Source organism: Paraburkholderia sp. GAS334 (assembly GCF_050436625.1).
In the GTDB taxonomy this organism is placed as follows: Bacteria; Pseudomonadota; Gammaproteobacteria; order Burkholderiales; family Burkholderiaceae; genus Paraburkholderia.
In genome coordinates this window covers 199,830-217,083 of record NZ_JBNDMO010000002.1, presented here as the reverse complement: position 1 = coordinate 217,083, position 17,254 = coordinate 199,830, and the positions used below count along the sequence as shown (strand labels likewise).

The following is a 17,254-nucleotide window of genomic DNA, read 5'->3' as shown; positions in this document are numbered from 1 at the left end:
CGCCACCCGATCCGCCGTGTTTCTCCGTTCCGCACTGCAGCGATCGGGGTCGTCGACGACCCCCTGGGGTGGTATCGCGAAATGCATTGAGGGAAAAGCGCATCCAGGACAGCGAATTAGCTCCCCGCCACCCAATCCCCCGACTTCCCGCCATGCTTCTCCAGCACCTTCACCTCGGTGATCGTCATCCCGCGATCCACCGCCTTGCACATGTCATACACAGTCAGCAGTCCGACCTGCACAGCGGTCAGCGCTTCCATCTCCACTCCCGTTCGCCCCAGCGTTTCGACCTGCACGGTGCAATGCACGCCAGGCAACGCTTCATCGAGCGTGAAATCGACTGCGACGCGGGTGAGCGCAAGCGGATGACACAGCGGGATCAGGTCGGCGGTGCGTTTCGCGCCCTGGATGGCCGCAATCCGCGCGATGCCGATCACATCGCCTTTTTTCGCGTTGCCGTCGCGGATCAGCGCGAACGTCTCCGGCAGCATGCGGATCGTGCCGCTCGCGATCGCGATGCGCTTGGTCTCCTGCTTGCCGCCGACGTCGACCATATGCGCCTGACCGGCCGCGTCGAAATGGGTAAGTTCCGGCATGGTTGGCTCCTTAGAGGGCGCCTATCATAACAGCGCCCATTCCACGGTGATTGACGGTGATTCTCCGCCCCTCGCGGCGTACGCGCAGCTTTCGCCCGAAACGGGCGCGACTGCTGGTGTGACCTCAGGCGCAACATCTCACGCCACAGCGCTCACGATACCGCCCCGCCACTGAGTACAATTGAAGCGCGCCCGACGCCGCCGCGCCGAGGCGCCCCGACTGGTTCCTGACCTTGCCTTTGCTCATCACGCAATGCGTCTGAAACAGCTTCTTGCAGTCTGTCTGTCGATCGCGCTCGCGGCGCCGCCGGGCGCGTTTGCGCAATCCTCGGCGCCAAAAACGACGCATGTCGCGTCGACGGACGCGCCGTCGCTCGAAATCGGGCCGATCAGTTCGTACGCCTCGCCGCTGATTCCCGACAATATCGCGCCCGGCGTGTTCGGCACGTACGGCGGCGCCCAGAGCCGCTTTGCCGGCACGCCGGGCGCCAACGTCAGTCTGCGCGCACCGATTTCGACGCTGCAACTGCCCGATCTCGGCGACGGCTCAGGCGGCACGCTCACGCCGCAAGCCGAGCGCAAGCTCGGCGAGCGCGTGATGCGCGAAGTCCGCGCCGATCCCGATTATCTCGACGACTGGCTCGTGCGCGACTACCTGAATTCGGTCTCCCGCAAACTGTCGACGGCGGCCAGCACGCTGTACATCGGCGGCTACCAGCCTGACTTCGACCTCTTCGCGATGCGCGATCCGCAGATCAACGCCTTCTCGTTGCCTGGCGGCTTTATCGGCGTGAACACAGGCCTCATCGTCACGACGCAAACTGAGTCCGAACTGGCTTCCGTGATCGGCCACGAAATGGGACACGTGCTGCAGCGGCACATCGCGCGGATGATCACCGCCGGTGAGCACAGCGGCTACGCGGCGCTCGCCGCGCTGCTGCTGGGCATTCTCGCTGGCGTCGCCGCGCACAGCGGCGACCTGGGCAGCGCGATCGTGATGGGCGGCCAGGCCTATGCGCTCGACAACCAGTTGCGGTTCTCCCGCGCGGCCGAGCACGAAGCCGATCGCGTCGGCTTCCAGATGCTGGCCGGGGCGGGCTACGACCCGTACGCCATGTCGACGTTCTTTGGGCGGCTCGACCGCGCGTCGATGGGCGACGCCGGCGTTCCGGTCTACGCGCGTACCCATCCGCTGACGGGCGACCGGATCGCCGACATGGAAGATCGCGCGCGACGCACGCCGTATCGCCAGCCGCGTCAGTCTCCGGAATACGGATTTGTACGCGCCCGGGCCCGGGTATTGCAGGACCGTTCGCGTAGCGACTACGCTGACGAGATTTCGCGGATGCGCACCGAGATCGAGGAGAAAACCGCGTTGAACGTCGCGGCTAACTGGTATGGCATCGCGTTCGCGCAGATGCTGCTCGAACGTTACGACGACGCCTCGGCATCGCTTGCCACGTCGCTGAAAACGTTCGACGCGACAGAGCGCAGCGAAGGCGCTGCGGCGCGCAGCTCGCCGAGTCTCGACGTGCTGGCCGTCGATATTGCGCGCCGCGCCGGTCGTAACGACGAAGCGGTGCGCCTCGCCGAAGTGGCGCAACGTCGCTGGCCGGACTCGCACGCCGCCATCGAAATGCGCCTGCAGACGCTGCTCAGCGCCCGCCGCTTTGCCGATGCGCAGGCGCTCGCGTTCAAGGAAACGCGTAGCGACCCGCAGCAGCCGCTGTGGTGGCGTTATCTTGCGCAGGCGAGCGTCGGCACCGGCGACGCGCTTACGCAGCATCGCGCGCTCGCGGAAAAATTTGCGCTGGAAGGGGCGTGGCCGTCGGCGATTCGCCAGTTGAAGGAAGCGCGCGACATCAAAACCGCCGGCTACTACGAGCTGTCGACGATCGACGCGCGTCTGCATGACTTCGAGACGCGCTACAAGGAAGAGCGCGAAGACGACAAGAATCGGGGTTGAGGCGGGATGGGCCCGATTGGGCCTGGGGTCGAGGCCGATAAACCTTAATGGTCCGCTTCGGCGGCAGGACTCGCGACAAAGCCAAAGCGTGCGGCGACTTCGGCACGCGGGATCGGCTGTAGCGGCAACGTCGCGTCGGCGCGCCAGTGGAATTCACCGCCGCTGCCGTCCGGCAGAACGACGGCGTGCTCCGAGAACAGATCGAGATCGTGGTCGTGCAACGCGGCTACGCGCAGCGGATTCGCCGCATCCGCGAACAGGATGCCGCCTTCATCGTCGAGAAACACCGCAGCGGGCACGAACGTGCCGCCGGCCTGATCAGTGAGCGCCAGCGCGCCTTCTGCATCCACGGCGAGGCGCACGATCCACGGCGTATAGACCAGCTCTACATACACGCGCTGCGGGCCGTTCTGAAAGAACCACTGGCCGCGCGCGTCGGATTCGTAATTGCGATTGATAAAGCCGAGCAGCGCCTCATGACGGATCGGTTCGCCAGGCGCGCCACGCGCCTGCGCGGCTTCGTCCCGCATCCGCCAGTTGCCGCGCCGGTCGAGCAGCAGCCAGCCGGTGCAATGCGGCACGTTTGGCCATTTGGCTAGCGCCTGTTTGACGATCTCATCCATGATGGGCGAAGGGTGCGAGGTAGCCGAAAACCCGCTGCGCGAGCCAGTCGATGCGGCCCGGGAACGGCCCGGTCATGAAGCCGACGTGACCACCGTGATCCGGCTGGTCGAGTTCCACCGACGCCGACACCTCATGCCGCGACGGCAGCACTGAGCCCGGCAGGAACGGATCGTTGCGCGCGTTCAGCACGAGCGTCGGCACAGCGATGTCAGGCAGCAGCGGACGCGTCGTCGCGCGGGTCCAGTAGTCGTCGGTATCGCGAAAGCCATGCAGCGGCGCGGTCACGACGTTGTCAAATTCGTACATCGTGCGACTTGCGAGCATCGTGTGACGATCGAACAGGCCAGGAAACTGCGTGAGCTTCTGATCCGCTTTCAGCTTCAGCGTCTTCAGGAAGTTGCGCGTGTAGATCCTGCCGAAACCCTGCGAGAGCGCGCGCCCGCCTGCGTGAACATCGAGCGGTGCGGAAATCGCGGCGGCGGCTGTGACAAACGACGCATCCCGACCGCGTTCGCCGAGCCAGCGCAGCAGCACATTGCCGCCAAGCGACACGCCTGCCGCGACAATCGGCCCGTGATGAATGCTGCGCAGACGTCGCAGCATCCAGTCGACTTCATTGCTATCGGCGAGGTGATAAAAGCGCGGCAGCAGATTGAGCGGCCCGCTGCAACTGCGGAAGTGCGGCACGACGGCGTCCCAGCCGCGATCGCGCGCGGCGGCCATCAACGCGCGGGCATAGTGCGACGCGGAACTGCCTTCGAGGCCGTGAAACAGCACGAACAGCGGCTTGTCTTCGTTGCGGGCATCTGTCGCACGCTCATGCTCGCCAGCGGCAGACGAAGACTCGCGAACCAGCCAGTCGAGTTCGATGAAATCGCCGTCGGGCGTGTCCCAGCGTTCGCGCCGGTAGGCGACCTCAGGCAGGCGTGCAAACAGCGCGGGAATGATGGTTTGAACGTGGCCGTTCGGTAGCCATAACGGCGCGCGATAGCGGAGATCGGCAAGCAGTTCCGCGACGTCCTTGATGGGCGACGGGGCAGAACCATTGTTGTTGTGCGTCGTACTCATACCAGCAACCAGCCAGATCAGATCGAATCGAATCGAAGAAACAGAAAAACAGCAACCGTCAGTGCAGCGGCCCCTGGCCGTGCCGCATCTTGGCCGCGAACTGGCTCGCCGCGGTGTCGGGCATCGGGCTCGCGTGAATATGCGCAATGCGCCATTCGCCGCGCTCATGAACCATCACGTAGGTGGTGAAAACCATCGCGGGCTGGGCGGTGGGATCGGCCGGGCGATGCGCTTCGGCGATCGCGTAAACCACGGTGCCAAGGCTGTCGTAGACGCGGATATCGAGCGGTTCGATGGACACCCGATTGACTTCGAGCTGCACGGAAAGGCCCGCGCGGATGCTATCGAGGCCATGCAGGTGCGAGCCGTCCGCCCAGATGCAGCTGACGAACTCTTCATCGATCCACAGGCCCATCAAGCTGTCGATATTGACCTCGGCGATGGCCTGATACCAGGCGTTGAGGGTGTCGGCGGCGGCTTCGAAGATATGGGCAAAACGTGGCATGGCTCGTCAGTCTCATGTGCGCGGCGCGCGCGGTTGCGTGTCCGGGTGCGTCTCCGGACGTCTCGACAGTCAGCGGCAAGGCCCCGGCAATGCAGGACTTCCGCGAGGATGCCCGCGCCGTGAGGCGCAGGCATGACGCGATGAAGCATGCGTATGGCGATCAGACGGTTCTAGCGTTGCGCGACCAGCATGCCGCGCAGGTCATCGAAAACCTGTTCCGCGCTGAGCTGCCGCAGGCAGTTCAGATGGCCGAGCGGGCACTCGCGCTGGAAACAGGGACTGCATTCGAGATGCAGCCATTGTACCTTTGCAAGCTCCGACAGGGGCGGGGTGTGGCGCGGATCAGTCGAGCCGTAGACGGCCACCAGCGGCCGGCGCAGCGCCGCTGCGACGTGCATCAATCCGGAATCGTTGGTGACGACGGCACTCGCCCGCGAGATGAGCGCGCACGCTTCGCCGAGCGCAGTCTGGCCGCACAGGTTGCGCACATTCGACGCACGGTCGGCAATCGCCTCTGCGATCGGCGCGTCTTTCGGCGAGCCGAGCGCGACGATCTTCGTGTAGGGAAACGACTGGCCGATCATCTTCGCGAGCGCCGCGAAATGCTCCGGCGGCCAACGCTTGGCCGGACCGTATTCGGCGCCCGGACAGAACACCACCAGCGGCACGCGCGTATCCAGATTGAAGCGCGCCGATACGCGCGACGCTTCGTTCAGATCGGCGTCGAGGCGCGGCATCGGCAGATCCTCGGGCACCTTCGCGCCGGGCGTGTACGCGAGCGCGGCGTACTGGCCAACCATCGGCGGACGCTCGTCCTTGCGCGGATTCGCGTGACGCACGTTCAAGAGACCATAGCGGCTCTCGCCGGTATAGCCGATGCGCAGCGGAATACCCGCCATCCATGGGATCAGCGACGACTTCAGCGAGTTCGGGAGCACATAGGCGGCGTCATAGCCGACGTCCCGCAGATCGCTTGCCAGTTGCCAGCGGCGCAGCATCTGCAGCTTGCCGTGTGCGAGATCGGTGGCGTAGACGTCGCGAATCTCGGGCATGCGTTCGAGCACGGGCGCGACCCAGCTTGGCGCAACCGCATCGATCGCGATGCGCGGATGCAGTTTCACGAGCCGCGAGAAAAGCGGCTGCGCCATCAATGCGTCACCGATCCAGTTCGGTGCGATTACCAACGCGCGACGCATCAGGGTGTGTTTCCGGTGTCGAAATGAAGCGCCGCGCACGGAGGCGCGCGGCGTTCAGGGTGTTAGGGGTAGACGGCTGGGCAAAGTGCGACAGGCCGGAACGATATCCGGCCCGGCGCGGCTGCCTGCCGCGACGCGTGCGAGCTCAGTGGCCTTTGACCACTTCGCCTGCGCGCAGCTTGTAGCGCGTGCCGCAGTACGGGCAGCGTGCTTCGCCGTGCGTGACGTCGATGAAGACGCGCGGATGCGTGCTCCAGCGCGGCATCGACGGATTCGGGCAATACGCGGGTAGATCTTTTGCCGACAGTTCAACCAGCGGCATTTCCTTGATTTCGCTCATGAGGACTTTCTCGTTGTATTCGGATGAAAACGCGGCGTGCGGTGGGTAGCGTGACGTAAGCAACGAACGAAGGCTTAAACCTTCGTCAGCCAGTTCGCGTACTTCGTGCTCTTGCCGTTCACGATGTCGAAGAAGCCGGATTGCAGCTTTTCCGTGATCGGACCACGCGCGCCCGAACCGATCGTGCGGTTATCGAGTTCGCGGATCGGCGTGACTTCGGCGGCCGTGCCGGTGAAGAACGCTTCGTCGCAGGTGTAGACCTCGTCGCGCGTGATGCGCTTTTCGATCACTTCGATGCCCGCGTCTTTCGCCAGCGTAATCACGGTGTCGCGCGTGATGCCGTCGAGGCACGATGCCAGATCGGGCGTGTACAGCTTGCCGTTGTTCACGAGGAAGAAGTTCTCGCCCGAGCCTTCCGACACGTAGCCGTCCACGTCCAGCAGCAGTGCTTCATCGTAACCGTCGGCGGTGGCTTCCTGGTTCGCCAGAATCGAGTTCACGTACCAGCCCGACGCCTTCGCGCGGACCATCGACACGTTCACATGGTGACGCGTGAACGATGACGTCTTCACGCGAATGCCCTTCTTCAGCCCGTCTTCGCCGAGATAAGCGCCCCACGGCCACGCGGCGATCGCCACGTGAATCGTGTTGCCCTTCGCCGACACGCCGAGCTTTTCCGAGCCGACCCAGATGATCGGGCGCAGATAGCAGGACTCCAGCTTGTTCTCGCGGACGACTTCGCGCTGCGCGGCGGCGAGCGTTTCGTGGTCGAACGGGACATCCATCTGGAAGATCTTCGCCGAGTTCAACAGGCGTTTGGTGTGTTCCTGCAGACGGAAGATCGACGTACCGCCGTCGGCCGTCTTGTACGCGCGCACGCCTTCGAAGACGCCCATGCCGTAATGCAGCGTGTGGGTGAGGACGTGGATTTTGGCATCGCGCCAGTCGATAAGCTTGCCATCCATCCAGATCTTGCCGTCGCGGTCGGCCATTGACATACGATTCTCCAGGCGGTGCGTAATGAGGTGTCCGTGATGCCGTCGGGACGATCTGGCCGAAACGCGCGGCGTCATCACGGGCCCAAAAACAGGCCAGGCGGCGCGGCGCAGAAAGCCAAAACACAGATTCGTCAAGCGGCGAAGTCCGTTATTTTAGCGTCTTTTGCACACGGAACGGGCATTCAGCCACCTTACGGACGCTATAATTCTGCGCACACATAAATCAGTTCCGGATGCGCCGGCGGATGTTTTCCGACACGGTGTGTCCTTTCTGCTACGGCGGCGCATCGCGCGGCGCCATGCTCCGTCCAATGCCCGCTCGCCTCTCTGATGTTGATCGCCGCGCCTTTCGCCAGGGCCTGCGCGACTATTCGCCAACCCTGATGGCGATTTTTTCCTGGGGGCTCGTCACGGGCATCGCGATGAGCAAATCCGTGCTGACGCTGCCTCAGGCGCTCGGCATGTCGCTCGCGGTGTATGCCGGCTCGTCGCAACTGGCCGTGCTGCCGCTGTTCGCTGCGAAGCTGCCGGTATGGACGATCCTGCTCACCGCCGCGATGGTCAACACACGCTTTGTGATCTTCAGCGCGGGCCTCGCGCCGCATTTCGCGTATCTGCCGCTGTGGCGGCGCATGCTGATCGGCTATTTCAACGGCGACATCATCTATCTGCTGTTCCAGAAGAAAAGCTTCCCGACCGGTTTCCAGCCGGGCAAGGAAGCGTATTTCTGGGGAATGGCGATTGCCAGCTGGACGTCGTGGCAGGTGTCCTCAGTGGTCGGCATCCTGCTCGCGAGCCTGTTCCCCGACAACTGGGGGCTCGAACTGGCCGGCACGCTTGTGCTGCTGCCGCTCATGGTCTCGGCGATCGTTACGCGCTCCACGGCGGTGGCGGTTGCCATCGCGGGCGTCGTTTCGCTGCTCGCGTTCGACCTGCCGTACCGGCTCGCGCTGCCGCTGGCGGTAATCACGGCGATCGTCGCCGGCAGCATCACCGATTCGATCGTCGAGCGCGCCGACCTGCGCCGCATCCGCAACAGCGCCGGAGATTCCAGATGACCACCACGCAGGTCTGGCTCGCCATTCTCGGCATGACGTTCGTCACCGCCTTCACGCGCGCGATGTTCCTGATCGGCGGCGAACGCACGGTCTTGCCGGAGCGCGTGCAGCGCATGCTGCGCTACGCGCCGGCGGCCGCGCTGGCAGCGGTTGTCCTGCCCGACGTGCTCGAAACGGCCAACGGGCTGTCGTTCGGCCTGTCGAACCACGAGTTCTACGCGACACTTGCCGGTCTCGCGTGGTATCTATGGCGACGCAGCATGCTCGGCACGATTCTCGTCGGTATGGCGGTGTTCACCTTCCTGCGACTGGTTGTCTAGCATTGGCTTGCCGGCAATGTTGCGTCGCAGCATGCTTTCGCCTGCGCTCAAATGCTGGACATTCGCGGCCGCGCGGGTAAGAACGTCATGGGTATCGGTTAAAATAGCTCTCTTCCGGATCACTGCGCGAAGCCGCGGCCGATGCCGCCGGCGCCTGTTCCGCCTGTTTTGCAGGTAGCGCGCGCTGTCCGTCACCGCCTTCCAATCAACTGCATCCTGACACCATGACCCAAGTGAAGCGTCTCACCGATCTGATCGCCGAAGGCAAGCTCGCCGGCAAACGCGTGTTCATTCGCGCCGATCTGAACGTGCCGCAGGACGATCACGGCAATATCACCGAAGACACCCGTATCCGCGCCTCGGTGCCTGCCATCAAGGATGCGCTCGACGCTGGCGCGGCCGTCATGGTCACCTCGCACCTCGGCCGTCCGACTGAAGGCGAACTGAAGCCGGAAGACTCGCTCGCGCCGGTCGCAAAGCGCCTCGCCGAACTGCTTGGCCGTGATGTGCCGCTCGTCGCGAACTGGGTCGAAAACGGCGTGAACGTCGCGCCCGGCCAGGTCGTGCTGCTCGAGAACTGCCGCGTCAACAAGGGCGAAAAGAAGAATTCCGACGAACTCGCGCAGAAAATGGCGAAGCTGTGCGACGTCTATGTTAACGACGCATTCGGCACCGCGCACCGCGCCGAAGCCACCACCTACGGCATCGCGAAGTACGCCCCGGTCGCCTGCGCGGGTCCGCTGCTGGCCGCCGAACTCGACGCGCTCGGCAAGGCGCTCGGCGCGCCAAAGCGTCCGCTGGTGGCGATCGTCGCCGGCTCGAAGGTGTCGACGAAGCTCACCATTCTCGATTCGCTGGCCGGCAAGGTCGACCAGCTGATCGTCGGCGGCGGCATTGCTAACACGTTCATGCTGGCCGCTGGCCTGAAGATCGGCAAGTCGCTTGCCGAAGCCGATCTGGTGAAGGAAGCGAAGGCGATCATCGACGCCGCCAAGGCCCGCGGCGCATCGGTGCCGATCCCGACGGACGTCGTCACCGCGAAGGAATTCTCGCCGACGGCAAAGGCCGAAGTGAAGGCCGTCGCTGACGTAGCGGACGATGACCTGATCCTAGATATCGGCCCGGACACCGCGAAGGCACTGGCCGCGCAACTGGAAAAAGCCGGCACGATCGTATGGAACGGCCCGGTCGGCGTGTTCGAATTCGACCAGTTCGGCAACGGCACGAAAACACTGGCTGACGCGATCGCAAAGTCGCCGGCGTTCTCGATTGCCGGTGGCGGCGACACGCTCGCGGCAATCGCCAAATACGGCATCCACGACAAGGTCAGCTACATCTCGACGGGCGGCGGCGCCTTCCTCGAATTCCTCGAAGGCAAGAAACTGCCCGCCGTCGAAATCCTGGAATCGCGGGCATAACGTGGTGACGCGCTCCCCGACGAAATCAGCCAAGGCGCGGCCCACGTCGCGCGCGACAGCCGCAGGGGAGCGCAGCGCGCGCCCCGGCAAGGCGGCGCCGGCGCCAGCCGGCGTAACCACCCTGGCGGCTCAGGACGATGCAGCATTGGCGCAGCAAACCCCCGTGCCGGCAACGCCCGTCACACCCGATCACGCAGCGCCGGTCCAGTCCGGCGCGCAGGCTCCAGACACTGCAGCACCGGCCAAAGCTGCTCTGCACACATCAAACAAAGCGACGCAGGCCCAAGCCAGCGCGCAACCCCAGGCAGCCGCTCACCCGGCAACGCCACCGAATCCGACTCGCAGCGCTCAATCCAGCGAACCTATCCAGACGAGGAGACTCATGCATCGCGCCACCAAGATTGTCGCCACCATCGGCCCGGCTTCCAGTACCCAGGAAATCCTGCTGCAAATGATTCAGGCCGGCTGCGATGTGGTGCGGCTCAACTTCTCGCACGGCACTGCCGACGACCATCGCCAACGCGCTGAGTTCGTCCGCGAAGCCGCGCGCCAGGCTGGCCGCGAAGTCGCCATCATGGCTGACCTGCAAGGCCCGAAGATCCGCGTCGGCAAGTTCGAAAACGGCAAGACGACGCTGATCGCCGGCAATTCATTCATCCTCGATTCAGCCTGCGAACTCGGTAATGACGATCGCGTCGGCCTCGACTACAAGGATCTGCCGCGCGACCTGAAACCAGGCGACGTGCTGCTCCTGAACGACGGCCTGATCGTCCTGAACGTCACGCGCGTGCTCGGCACCGAGATTCACACCACGGTGAAGGTCGGCGGCGAGCTGTCCAACAACAAGGGCATCAACCGCCAGGGTGGCGGCCTCACGGCGCCGGCGCTGACCGAAAAGGACATGGAAGACATCAAGACGGCGATGTCCCTGGGCGCGGATTTCGTCGCGGTATCGTTCCCGAAGAACGCGACCGACATGGAAATGGCCCGCCAGCTGGCCAACATCGCGGGCGCGCCTTACGGCATCAAGCCGAAGATGATCGCGAAGATCGAGCGCGCCGAAGCCATTCCGGCGCTGCAGGGCATCCTCGACGCTTCGGACGGCATCATGGTCGCGCGCGGCGATCTGGCTGTGGAAGTGGGGAATGCCGCAGTCCCGGCGCTGCAAAAGCGCATGATCCGTATGGCGCGTGATTCGAACAAGTTCGTCATCACCGCCACGCAGATGATGGAATCGATGATCCACGCCCCGGTACCGACGCGCGCCGAAGTGTCGGACGTCGCGAACGCCGTGCTCGACGGCACCGATGCGGTGATGCTGTCGGCGGAATCGGCGGCGGGCAAGTATCCGGTGCAGACCATCGAAACGATGGCCGCGATCTGCCTCGAGGCGGAAAAGTCGGAACAGTCGGAACTGGACAAGGACTTCCTCGATCGCACGTTTACGCGGATCGACCAGTCGATCGCGATGGGCGCGCTCTTCACCGCCTATCATCTCGGCGCGAAGGCGATCGTGGCGTTGACCGAATCGGGTTCGACCGCACTGTGGATGTCGCGTCACTGGACGCACGTGCCGATTTTCGCGCTCACGCCGCGTACCGGCAGCGAGCGCGCGATGGCGCTGTACCGCAACGTGACGTCGCTGCACCTCGACACCAACACCGACCGCGACACGGCGCTCGCGCAGGCGCTTGAGGCGGTGGTCGGCAAGGGCTATGCGTCGCACGGCGATATGGTGGTGCTGACGGTCGGCGAGCCGATGGGTCAGGCCGGCGGAACGAACACGCTGAAAATCGTGCGGGTGGGTGAACCGTACTGATCAGACTGGATTTTTGCACGATCGGCACGGCGGGCAGGCCGTGTTCCCGGGAGAGGCGGCGCGCCCCTGAGAGACGCTCAGGGAAGGCACGCACGGGATTGCGGCTTGCTTCGCGATAAAATCGTAAAAATTAGATGCCGACGGCACAGGTTTCGTTTCAATCTAAGGAGTTTCACCATGCCTCTCGTATCAATGCGTCAATTGCTGGACCATGCCGCCGAAAACGGCTATGGCCTCCCGGCATTCAACGTGAATAACCTGGAACAGGTGCAGGCGATCATGGCGGCGGCGGATCAGGTCGGCGCGCCCGTCATCATGCAGGCGTCGGCCGGCGCCCGGAAGTATGCCGGTGAGCCGTTCCTGCGCCATCTGATCGAAGCGGCAATCGAGTCGTATCCGCATATTCCGGTTGTGATGCACCAGGATCACGGGCAGTCGCCGGCGGTGTGTATGGCGGCGATGCGCAGCGGTTTTACGAGCGTGATGATGGACGGCTCGCTGGAGGCGGACGGCAAGTCAGTGGCGTCGTATGAATACAATGTCGACGTGTCGCGCAAGGTCGTGGAAATGGCGCACTCGATCGGCGTGACCGTCGAAGCCGAACTGGGCGTGCTCGGTTCGCTGGAAACGATGAAGGGCGACAAGGAAGACGGCCACGGCGCGGAAGGCACGATGACCCGCGAACAGTTGCTGACCGACGTCGAACAGGCGGCGGATTTCGTGAAGCTCACGCAGTGCGATGCGCTGGCCATCGCGATCGGTACGTCGCACGGCGCGTACAAGTTCACGAAGAAGCCGACGGGCGATATCCTGTCGATTCAGCGCATCAAGGAAATTCACCAGCGCATTCCGAATACGCACCTGGTGATGCACGGTTCGTCGTCGGTGCCGCAGGAACTGCTCGCGGAAATCCGCGAATTCGGCGGCGACATGAAGGAAACCTACGGCGTGCCGGTCGAAGAGATCCAGGAAGGCATCCGTAATGGCGTGCGCAAGATCAATATCGATACGGACTTGCGTCTCGCGATCACCGGTGCGATCCGTCGCGCGATGGCGGAAAATCCGTCGAAGTTCGACCCGCGCGATTACCTGAAGCCGGCGCGTGAAGCCGCGAAGAAGGTGTGCGTGGACCGCTACATTGCGTTCGGCTGCGAAGGCCAGGCTTCGAAGATCAAGCCGCTCTCGCTCGATAAAATGGCGGAGAAGTACAAATCGGGTGACCTCAAGCAGGTTGTCCGCTAGGCTCTTTGCCCAGCACTGACCTGGTCACCGGGCTGGCGAAGCGGCTAGCCATCCGGCCAGGTTGTTGTCAGACCGCCGTTCCCGCATGATCTGGGGAACGGCGTTTCCCTTTTGTTCCGGTCTTACTTTTTGCCTCATTTCTAGCGAACTACGACGATGTCTACCCTTTACGAATCCACGCTCCGCTCGCTGCCGCTGCTCGGCCGCGGCAAGGTCCGCGACAACTACGCGGTGGGCAACGACCAGTTGCTGATCGTCACGACCGACCGTCTGTCGGCGTTCGACGTCATCATGGGCGAGCCGATTCCCAACAAGGGTCGCGTGCTGAACCAGATGGCCAACTTCTGGTTCGACAAGCTGAAGCACATCGTCCCGAATCACCTGACGGGCGTCGAGCCGGAAACGGTCGTGGCGGCGGATGAAGTGGAGCAGGTGAAGGGCCGCGCAGTGGTCGTGAAGCGTCTGGAGCCGATTCTGGTGGAAGCGGTGGTGCGCGGTTATCTGGCCGGCAGCGGCTGGAAAGACTATCAAGCAACGGGTTCCGTCTGCGGCGTGGAACTGCCGCCGGGTCTGCAGAACGCGCAGAAGCTGCCCGAGCCGATTTTCACGCCGGCAGCCAAGGCCGAAATGGGCCACCACGACGAGAACATCACGTACAACGAGATGGAACGCCGCATCGGCACCGAACTGTCGGCCACGATCCGCGACATCTCGATCAGGCTGTACCAGGAAGCGGCTGAGTTCGCAGCCACGCGCGGCATCATCATCGCGGACACCAAGTTCGAATTCGGCCTGGACAATCACGGCAGGCTGTATCTGATGGACGAAGCACTGACCGCCGATTCGTCGCGTTTCTGGCCGGCGGATCAATACCAGGTCGGCACGAATCCGCCGTCGTTCGACAAGCAGTTCGTGCGCGACTGGCTCGAAACCCAGCCGTGGAAGAAAGAGCCGCCCGCACCGAAGCTGCCCGACGACGTCGTCACGAAGACGGGCGAAAAGTATCAGGAAGCGCTCGAACGCCTGACCGGGCAGAAGCTCGCTTAAGACGCCTCGGTCACTGAAGCCGCCCGATAAGGAAGTTCGTAAGATGAGCGAAGCACAGACTGCCCACACGCATCCCGCGCCACTCGTTGGCGTGCTGATGGGCTCCAGTTCCGACTGGGACATCATGAAACACGCCGTGGCACTCCTGCAGGAGTTTGGCGTGCCCTACGAAGCGAAAGTCGTCTCGGCGCACCGCATGCCCGACGAGATGTTCGAGTACGCGGAGCGCGCGCGCGAGCGCGGCCTGTGCGCGATCATCGCGGGTGCGGGCGGTGCCGCGCATCTGCCCGGCATGCTGGCCGCCAAGACGACGGTGCCGGTGCTTGGCGTGCCGGTGGCGAGCAAGTATCTGAAGGGTGTCGATTCACTGCATTCGATTGTCCAGATGCCGAAGGGCGTGCCCGTCGCGACGTTTGCGATTGGCGAAGCCGGTGCCGCGAATGCGGCGCTGTTTGCCGTATCGATTTTGAGCGTGACGTCTACGGAGTACGCGAACCGGCTTGCTGCGTTCCGTGTACGTCAGAACGAAGCTGCACATGCGATGGTATTGCCCGCGCTGTAAGCGCGAACCGATGTTTCCTGCCTGACCCCGGCCGTTGCGCATCAGACTTCCTGGCTGCCTGCGCTGCGGCCGCTGCCGACCACTGAGATGAATTCAGACAACACTCCGGTTTCACCGATTCTGCCTGGCGCATGGCTGGGCATGGTCGGTGGCGGCCAGCTTGGCCGCATGTTCTGCTTTGCCGCGCAGGCGATGGGTTATCGCGTCGCCGTGCTCGATCCGGACGAAAACAGTCCGGCGGGCGCCGTCGCCGACCGCCATCTGCGCGCGGCTTACGACGACGAAGCGTCGCTTACCGAACTCGCGCGGTTGTGCGCGGCCGTTTCGACGGAGTTCGAGAACGTGCCCGCCGCGAGCCTCGATTTCCTCGCGCGTTATACGTTCGTCAGTCCGGCTGGACGATGCGTGGCGATCGCGCAGGACCGTATCGCTGAAAAGTGCTTTATTGCAGCGTCGGGCGTGGCGGTTGCGCCTCATGTGGTGATCGAATCGTCCGCAGCGCTTGAAGCGATCGACGACGCGAAGCTCGAAGCGGTGTTGCCCGGCATTCTCAAAACGGCGCGACTCGGTTACGACGGCAAAGGCCAGATCCGCGTGCGCAACGCCGTGGAGGTCCGCGAGGCGCATGCGTCGCTGGGCGGTGTGGCGTGCGTGCTGGAAAAGCGTCTGCCATTGAAGTTCGAGGTCTCGGCGCTGATTGCGCGTGGCGCGAACGGTACGTCGGCGGTGTACCCGCTCGCGCAGAACACGCATCGCGACGGCGTGCTGTCGCACACGATCGTGCCGGCGCCGGATGCGAGCGCGTCGCTCGTGGAGCAGGCGCAGCAGGCGGCGATGCAGATCGCCGCGAAGCTGGAGTACGTCGGCGTGTTGTGCGTCGAATTCTTCATTCTGGAAGACGGCTCGCTGGTCGCCAACGAGATGGCGCCGCGTCCGCACAATTCCGGTCACTACACCGTCGATGCGTGCGCGACCAGCCAGTTCGAGCAGCAGGTTCGCGCGATGACGGGTATGCCGCTTGGCGATACGCGCCAGCACTCGCCGGCGGTGATGCTGAATATCCTCGGCGACGTCTGGTTCAAGGACGGCCCGAAGCGCGCGGCGGTCACCCCGCCATGGCACGAAGTGGCGGCGATGCACTCGGCGCGGCTGCATTTATATGGCAAGGAAGAGGCGCGACCGGGCCGCAAGATGGGCCACGTGAACTTTACCGCCGCGACGCTCGAGGAAGCGCGCACGGCGGCGCGTGACTGTGCGCGTCTCTTGCACATCCTCAAGAGCTGAGACGGCTGACACGATGCCGGAACAACCGAAATCGCGGGATCGAGGCGCGCTCCCAGTCGGCGAGGCGGACATCGCGAAGGCGGCGGCGCTGCTCGACGCAGGCGAACTGGTCGCATTTCCGACCGAGACCGTCTACGGGCTTGGCGGCGATGCTGAAAGCGCGGATGCGGTCGCGCGCATCTATGCCGCGAAGGGCCGGCCGGCGAATCATCCGGTGATCGTCCACCTCGCGCCGGGCGGCGATCCGGGCTATTGGGTCGAGCATCTGCCTTCCGAGGCGCAACGGCTCATCGATGCGTTCTGGCCCGGTCCGCTTACGCTGATTTTGAAGCGTGCCGCGCATATTCCGTCCGCCGTGAGCGGCGGACAGGATTCGGTCGGGTTGCGTTGTCCCTCGCATCCTGTCGCGCAGGCGTTGCTCACTGCGTTCAGCGCGCTGCGTGGCGGGCATGGCGGCGTCGCTGCGCCGTCGGCGAACCGGTTTGGTCACGTGAGCCCGACGACCGCGCAGCATGTGCGTGAGGAATTTGGCGATTCGATTCATGTGCTCGACGGCGGGTCGTCGGAGGTCGGGATCGAATCGACGATTGTGGATCTGTCGCGCGGATTTCCGGCGTTGCTGCGTCCGGGGCGCGTTACGCCGCAGGATATCGCCGACGTGCTGGGCGAGATGCCGCGCCTGCCGGATGGCTCGGACGCCACGGCGCCGCGCGCGTCGGGCACACTGAAGGCGCATTACGCGCCGCGTACACCGCTCGCGCTGCTGCCGTTCGAGGCGCTGGAGCCGATGCTGGAAGCGCGTCTGTCGGACGAGCGTGTCGCGTTAGTGGCACGCGTTTCGCGCGCGGGAGAATGGGCTGACGCCGACGGGGTGTATTTCGTCGCGGCGCCGGAAGATCCGCATGTCTACGCACGCGAGTTGTACAGCCTGCTGCGTGCGCTCGATCGTGCCAACGTGACGCGCATCCTGATCGAGAAGCTACCTGATACGATCGAGTGGATCGCGGTGAATGACCGATTGGGACGGGCGGCGGCGGCGTTTGAGGCGCAGGGCCAGGCGTAGACGCAGGCGTACGCGAGGAAGGACTCCGCTTGCGGAGAGCCCGACAGGTGTATGCAGCCGGCGTGGTCACGCCATCCACTGGATCGCGCAACGCCATCCAGCCAACGTAATAAAAAATGCCCGGCTCAACCGAACCGGGCATCGCTGA

General features: G+C 64.2%; 17 protein-coding genes. 10 read left to right on the top strand and 7 right to left on the bottom strand.

The genetic code is table 11. The features are described from left to right. Nucleotides 1–116 precede the first annotated feature (116 nt). On the bottom strand, nt 117–596 hold the full coding sequence (gene moaC / locus P3T21_RS04365) for a cyclic pyranopterin monophosphate synthase MoaC (protein ID WP_429254703.1): 480 nt from the start codon (nt 594–596) through the stop codon (nt 117–119). Nucleotides 597–849: 253 nt separating this feature from the next. On the opposite strand from moaC, the gene P3T21_RS04360 reads away from it, so the two are divergent. Continuing rightward, entirely contained in the window at nt 850–2,562 is a 1,713-nt protein-coding gene (locus P3T21_RS04360) for a M48 family metalloprotease (RefSeq protein ID WP_429254702.1), read from the top strand. Nucleotides 2,563–2,606: 44 nt separating this feature from the next. Here the strand turns inward: P3T21_RS04360 and P3T21_RS04355 are convergent, their stop codons facing one another. The 6 genes from P3T21_RS04355 to P3T21_RS04330 all read right to left on the bottom strand — a co-directional run bounded on the left by P3T21_RS04355 (nt 2,607) and on the right by P3T21_RS04330 (nt 7,293). Continuing rightward, complete coding sequence (locus P3T21_RS04355) at nt 2,607–3,185, bottom strand: DUF2946 family protein (protein WP_429254701.1); 579 nt, start codon at nt 3,183–3,185, stop codon at nt 2,607–2,609. Further along, a complete protein-coding gene (locus P3T21_RS04350) occupies nt 3,178–4,254 on the bottom strand; it encodes a hydrolase (RefSeq protein ID WP_429254700.1) in 1,077 nt (358 codons plus the stop codon). The genes P3T21_RS04355 and P3T21_RS04350 overlap by 8 nt, the downstream gene beginning before the upstream one ends. 58 nt (nt 4,255–4,312) lie before the next feature. Continuing rightward, entirely contained in the window at nt 4,313–4,759 is a 447-nt protein-coding gene (locus tag P3T21_RS04345; RefSeq protein WP_429254699.1) for a nuclear transport factor 2 family protein, read from the bottom strand. A 170-nt stretch (nt 4,760–4,929) separates the two neighbouring features. Continuing rightward, on the bottom strand, nt 4,930–5,955 hold the full coding sequence (gene waaF / locus P3T21_RS04340) for a lipopolysaccharide heptosyltransferase II (protein WP_429254698.1): 1,026 nt from the start codon (nt 5,953–5,955) through the stop codon (nt 4,930–4,932). A 145-nt stretch (nt 5,956–6,100) separates the two neighbouring features. After that, nucleotides 6,101–6,295, bottom strand: a complete 195-nt coding sequence (locus P3T21_RS04335; protein ID WP_090528136.1) for a zinc-finger domain-containing protein — start codon at nt 6,293–6,295, stop codon at nt 6,101–6,103. 74 nt (nt 6,296–6,369) lie between these two features. Then, nucleotides 6,370–7,293 (bottom strand): branched-chain amino acid transaminase, encoded by a 924-nt coding sequence (locus tag P3T21_RS04330; RefSeq protein WP_429254697.1) that lies wholly within the window; start codon nt 7,291–7,293, stop codon nt 6,370–6,372. A gap of 311 nt (nt 7,294–7,604) precedes the next feature. Here P3T21_RS04330 and P3T21_RS04325 point away from each other — a divergent pair, with 311 nt between their 5' ends. The 9 genes from P3T21_RS04325 to P3T21_RS04285 all read left to right on the top strand — a co-directional run bounded on the left by P3T21_RS04325 (nt 7,605) and on the right by P3T21_RS04285 (nt 17,106). Continuing rightward, nucleotides 7,605–8,351, top strand: a complete 747-nt coding sequence (locus tag P3T21_RS04325) for an AzlC family ABC transporter permease (protein ID WP_429255159.1) — start codon at nt 7,605–7,607, stop codon at nt 8,349–8,351. Continuing rightward, nucleotides 8,348–8,671, top strand: a complete 324-nt coding sequence (locus P3T21_RS04320; RefSeq protein ID WP_429254696.1) for an AzlD domain-containing protein — start codon at nt 8,348–8,350, stop codon at nt 8,669–8,671. The genes P3T21_RS04325 and P3T21_RS04320 overlap by 4 nt, the downstream gene beginning before the upstream one ends. Nucleotides 8,672–8,895: 224 nt before the next feature. Further along, nucleotides 8,896–10,089 carry a phosphoglycerate kinase gene (locus P3T21_RS04315; protein WP_429254695.1) on the top strand — a complete coding sequence of 398 codons (1,194 nt, stop codon included), beginning with the start codon at nt 8,896–8,898 and terminating at the stop codon, nt 10,087–10,089. A gap of 382 nt (nt 10,090–10,471) precedes the next feature. Then, entirely contained in the window at nt 10,472–11,908 is a 1,437-nt protein-coding gene (gene pyk / locus P3T21_RS04310; protein WP_429254694.1) for a pyruvate kinase, read from the top strand. A 177-nt stretch (nt 11,909–12,085) separates the two neighbouring features. After that, on the top strand, nt 12,086–13,150 hold the full coding sequence (gene fba, locus P3T21_RS04305; protein WP_429254693.1) for a class II fructose-bisphosphate aldolase: 1,065 nt from the start codon (nt 12,086–12,088) through the stop codon (nt 13,148–13,150). A gap of 156 nt (nt 13,151–13,306) precedes the next feature. Then, entirely contained in the window at nt 13,307–14,197 is an 891-nt protein-coding gene (locus tag P3T21_RS04300) for a phosphoribosylaminoimidazolesuccinocarboxamide synthase (RefSeq protein WP_429254692.1), read from the top strand. Between the two features lie 43 nt (nt 14,198–14,240). Then, nucleotides 14,241–14,759 carry a 5-(carboxyamino)imidazole ribonucleotide mutase gene (gene purE / locus P3T21_RS04295; protein WP_429254691.1) on the top strand — a complete coding sequence of 173 codons (519 nt, stop codon included), beginning with the start codon at nt 14,241–14,243 and terminating at the stop codon, nt 14,757–14,759. Between the two features lie 87 nt (nt 14,760–14,846). Further along, a complete protein-coding gene (locus P3T21_RS04290; protein WP_429254690.1) occupies nt 14,847–16,043 on the top strand; it encodes a 5-(carboxyamino)imidazole ribonucleotide synthase in 1,197 nt (398 codons plus the stop codon). Nucleotides 16,044–16,056: 13 nt separating this feature from the next. Then, on the top strand, nt 16,057–17,106 hold the full coding sequence (locus P3T21_RS04285; protein ID WP_429254689.1) for an L-threonylcarbamoyladenylate synthase: 1,050 nt from the start codon (nt 16,057–16,059) through the stop codon (nt 17,104–17,106). The last annotated feature ends 148 nt before the right edge of the window (nt 17,107–17,254 follow it).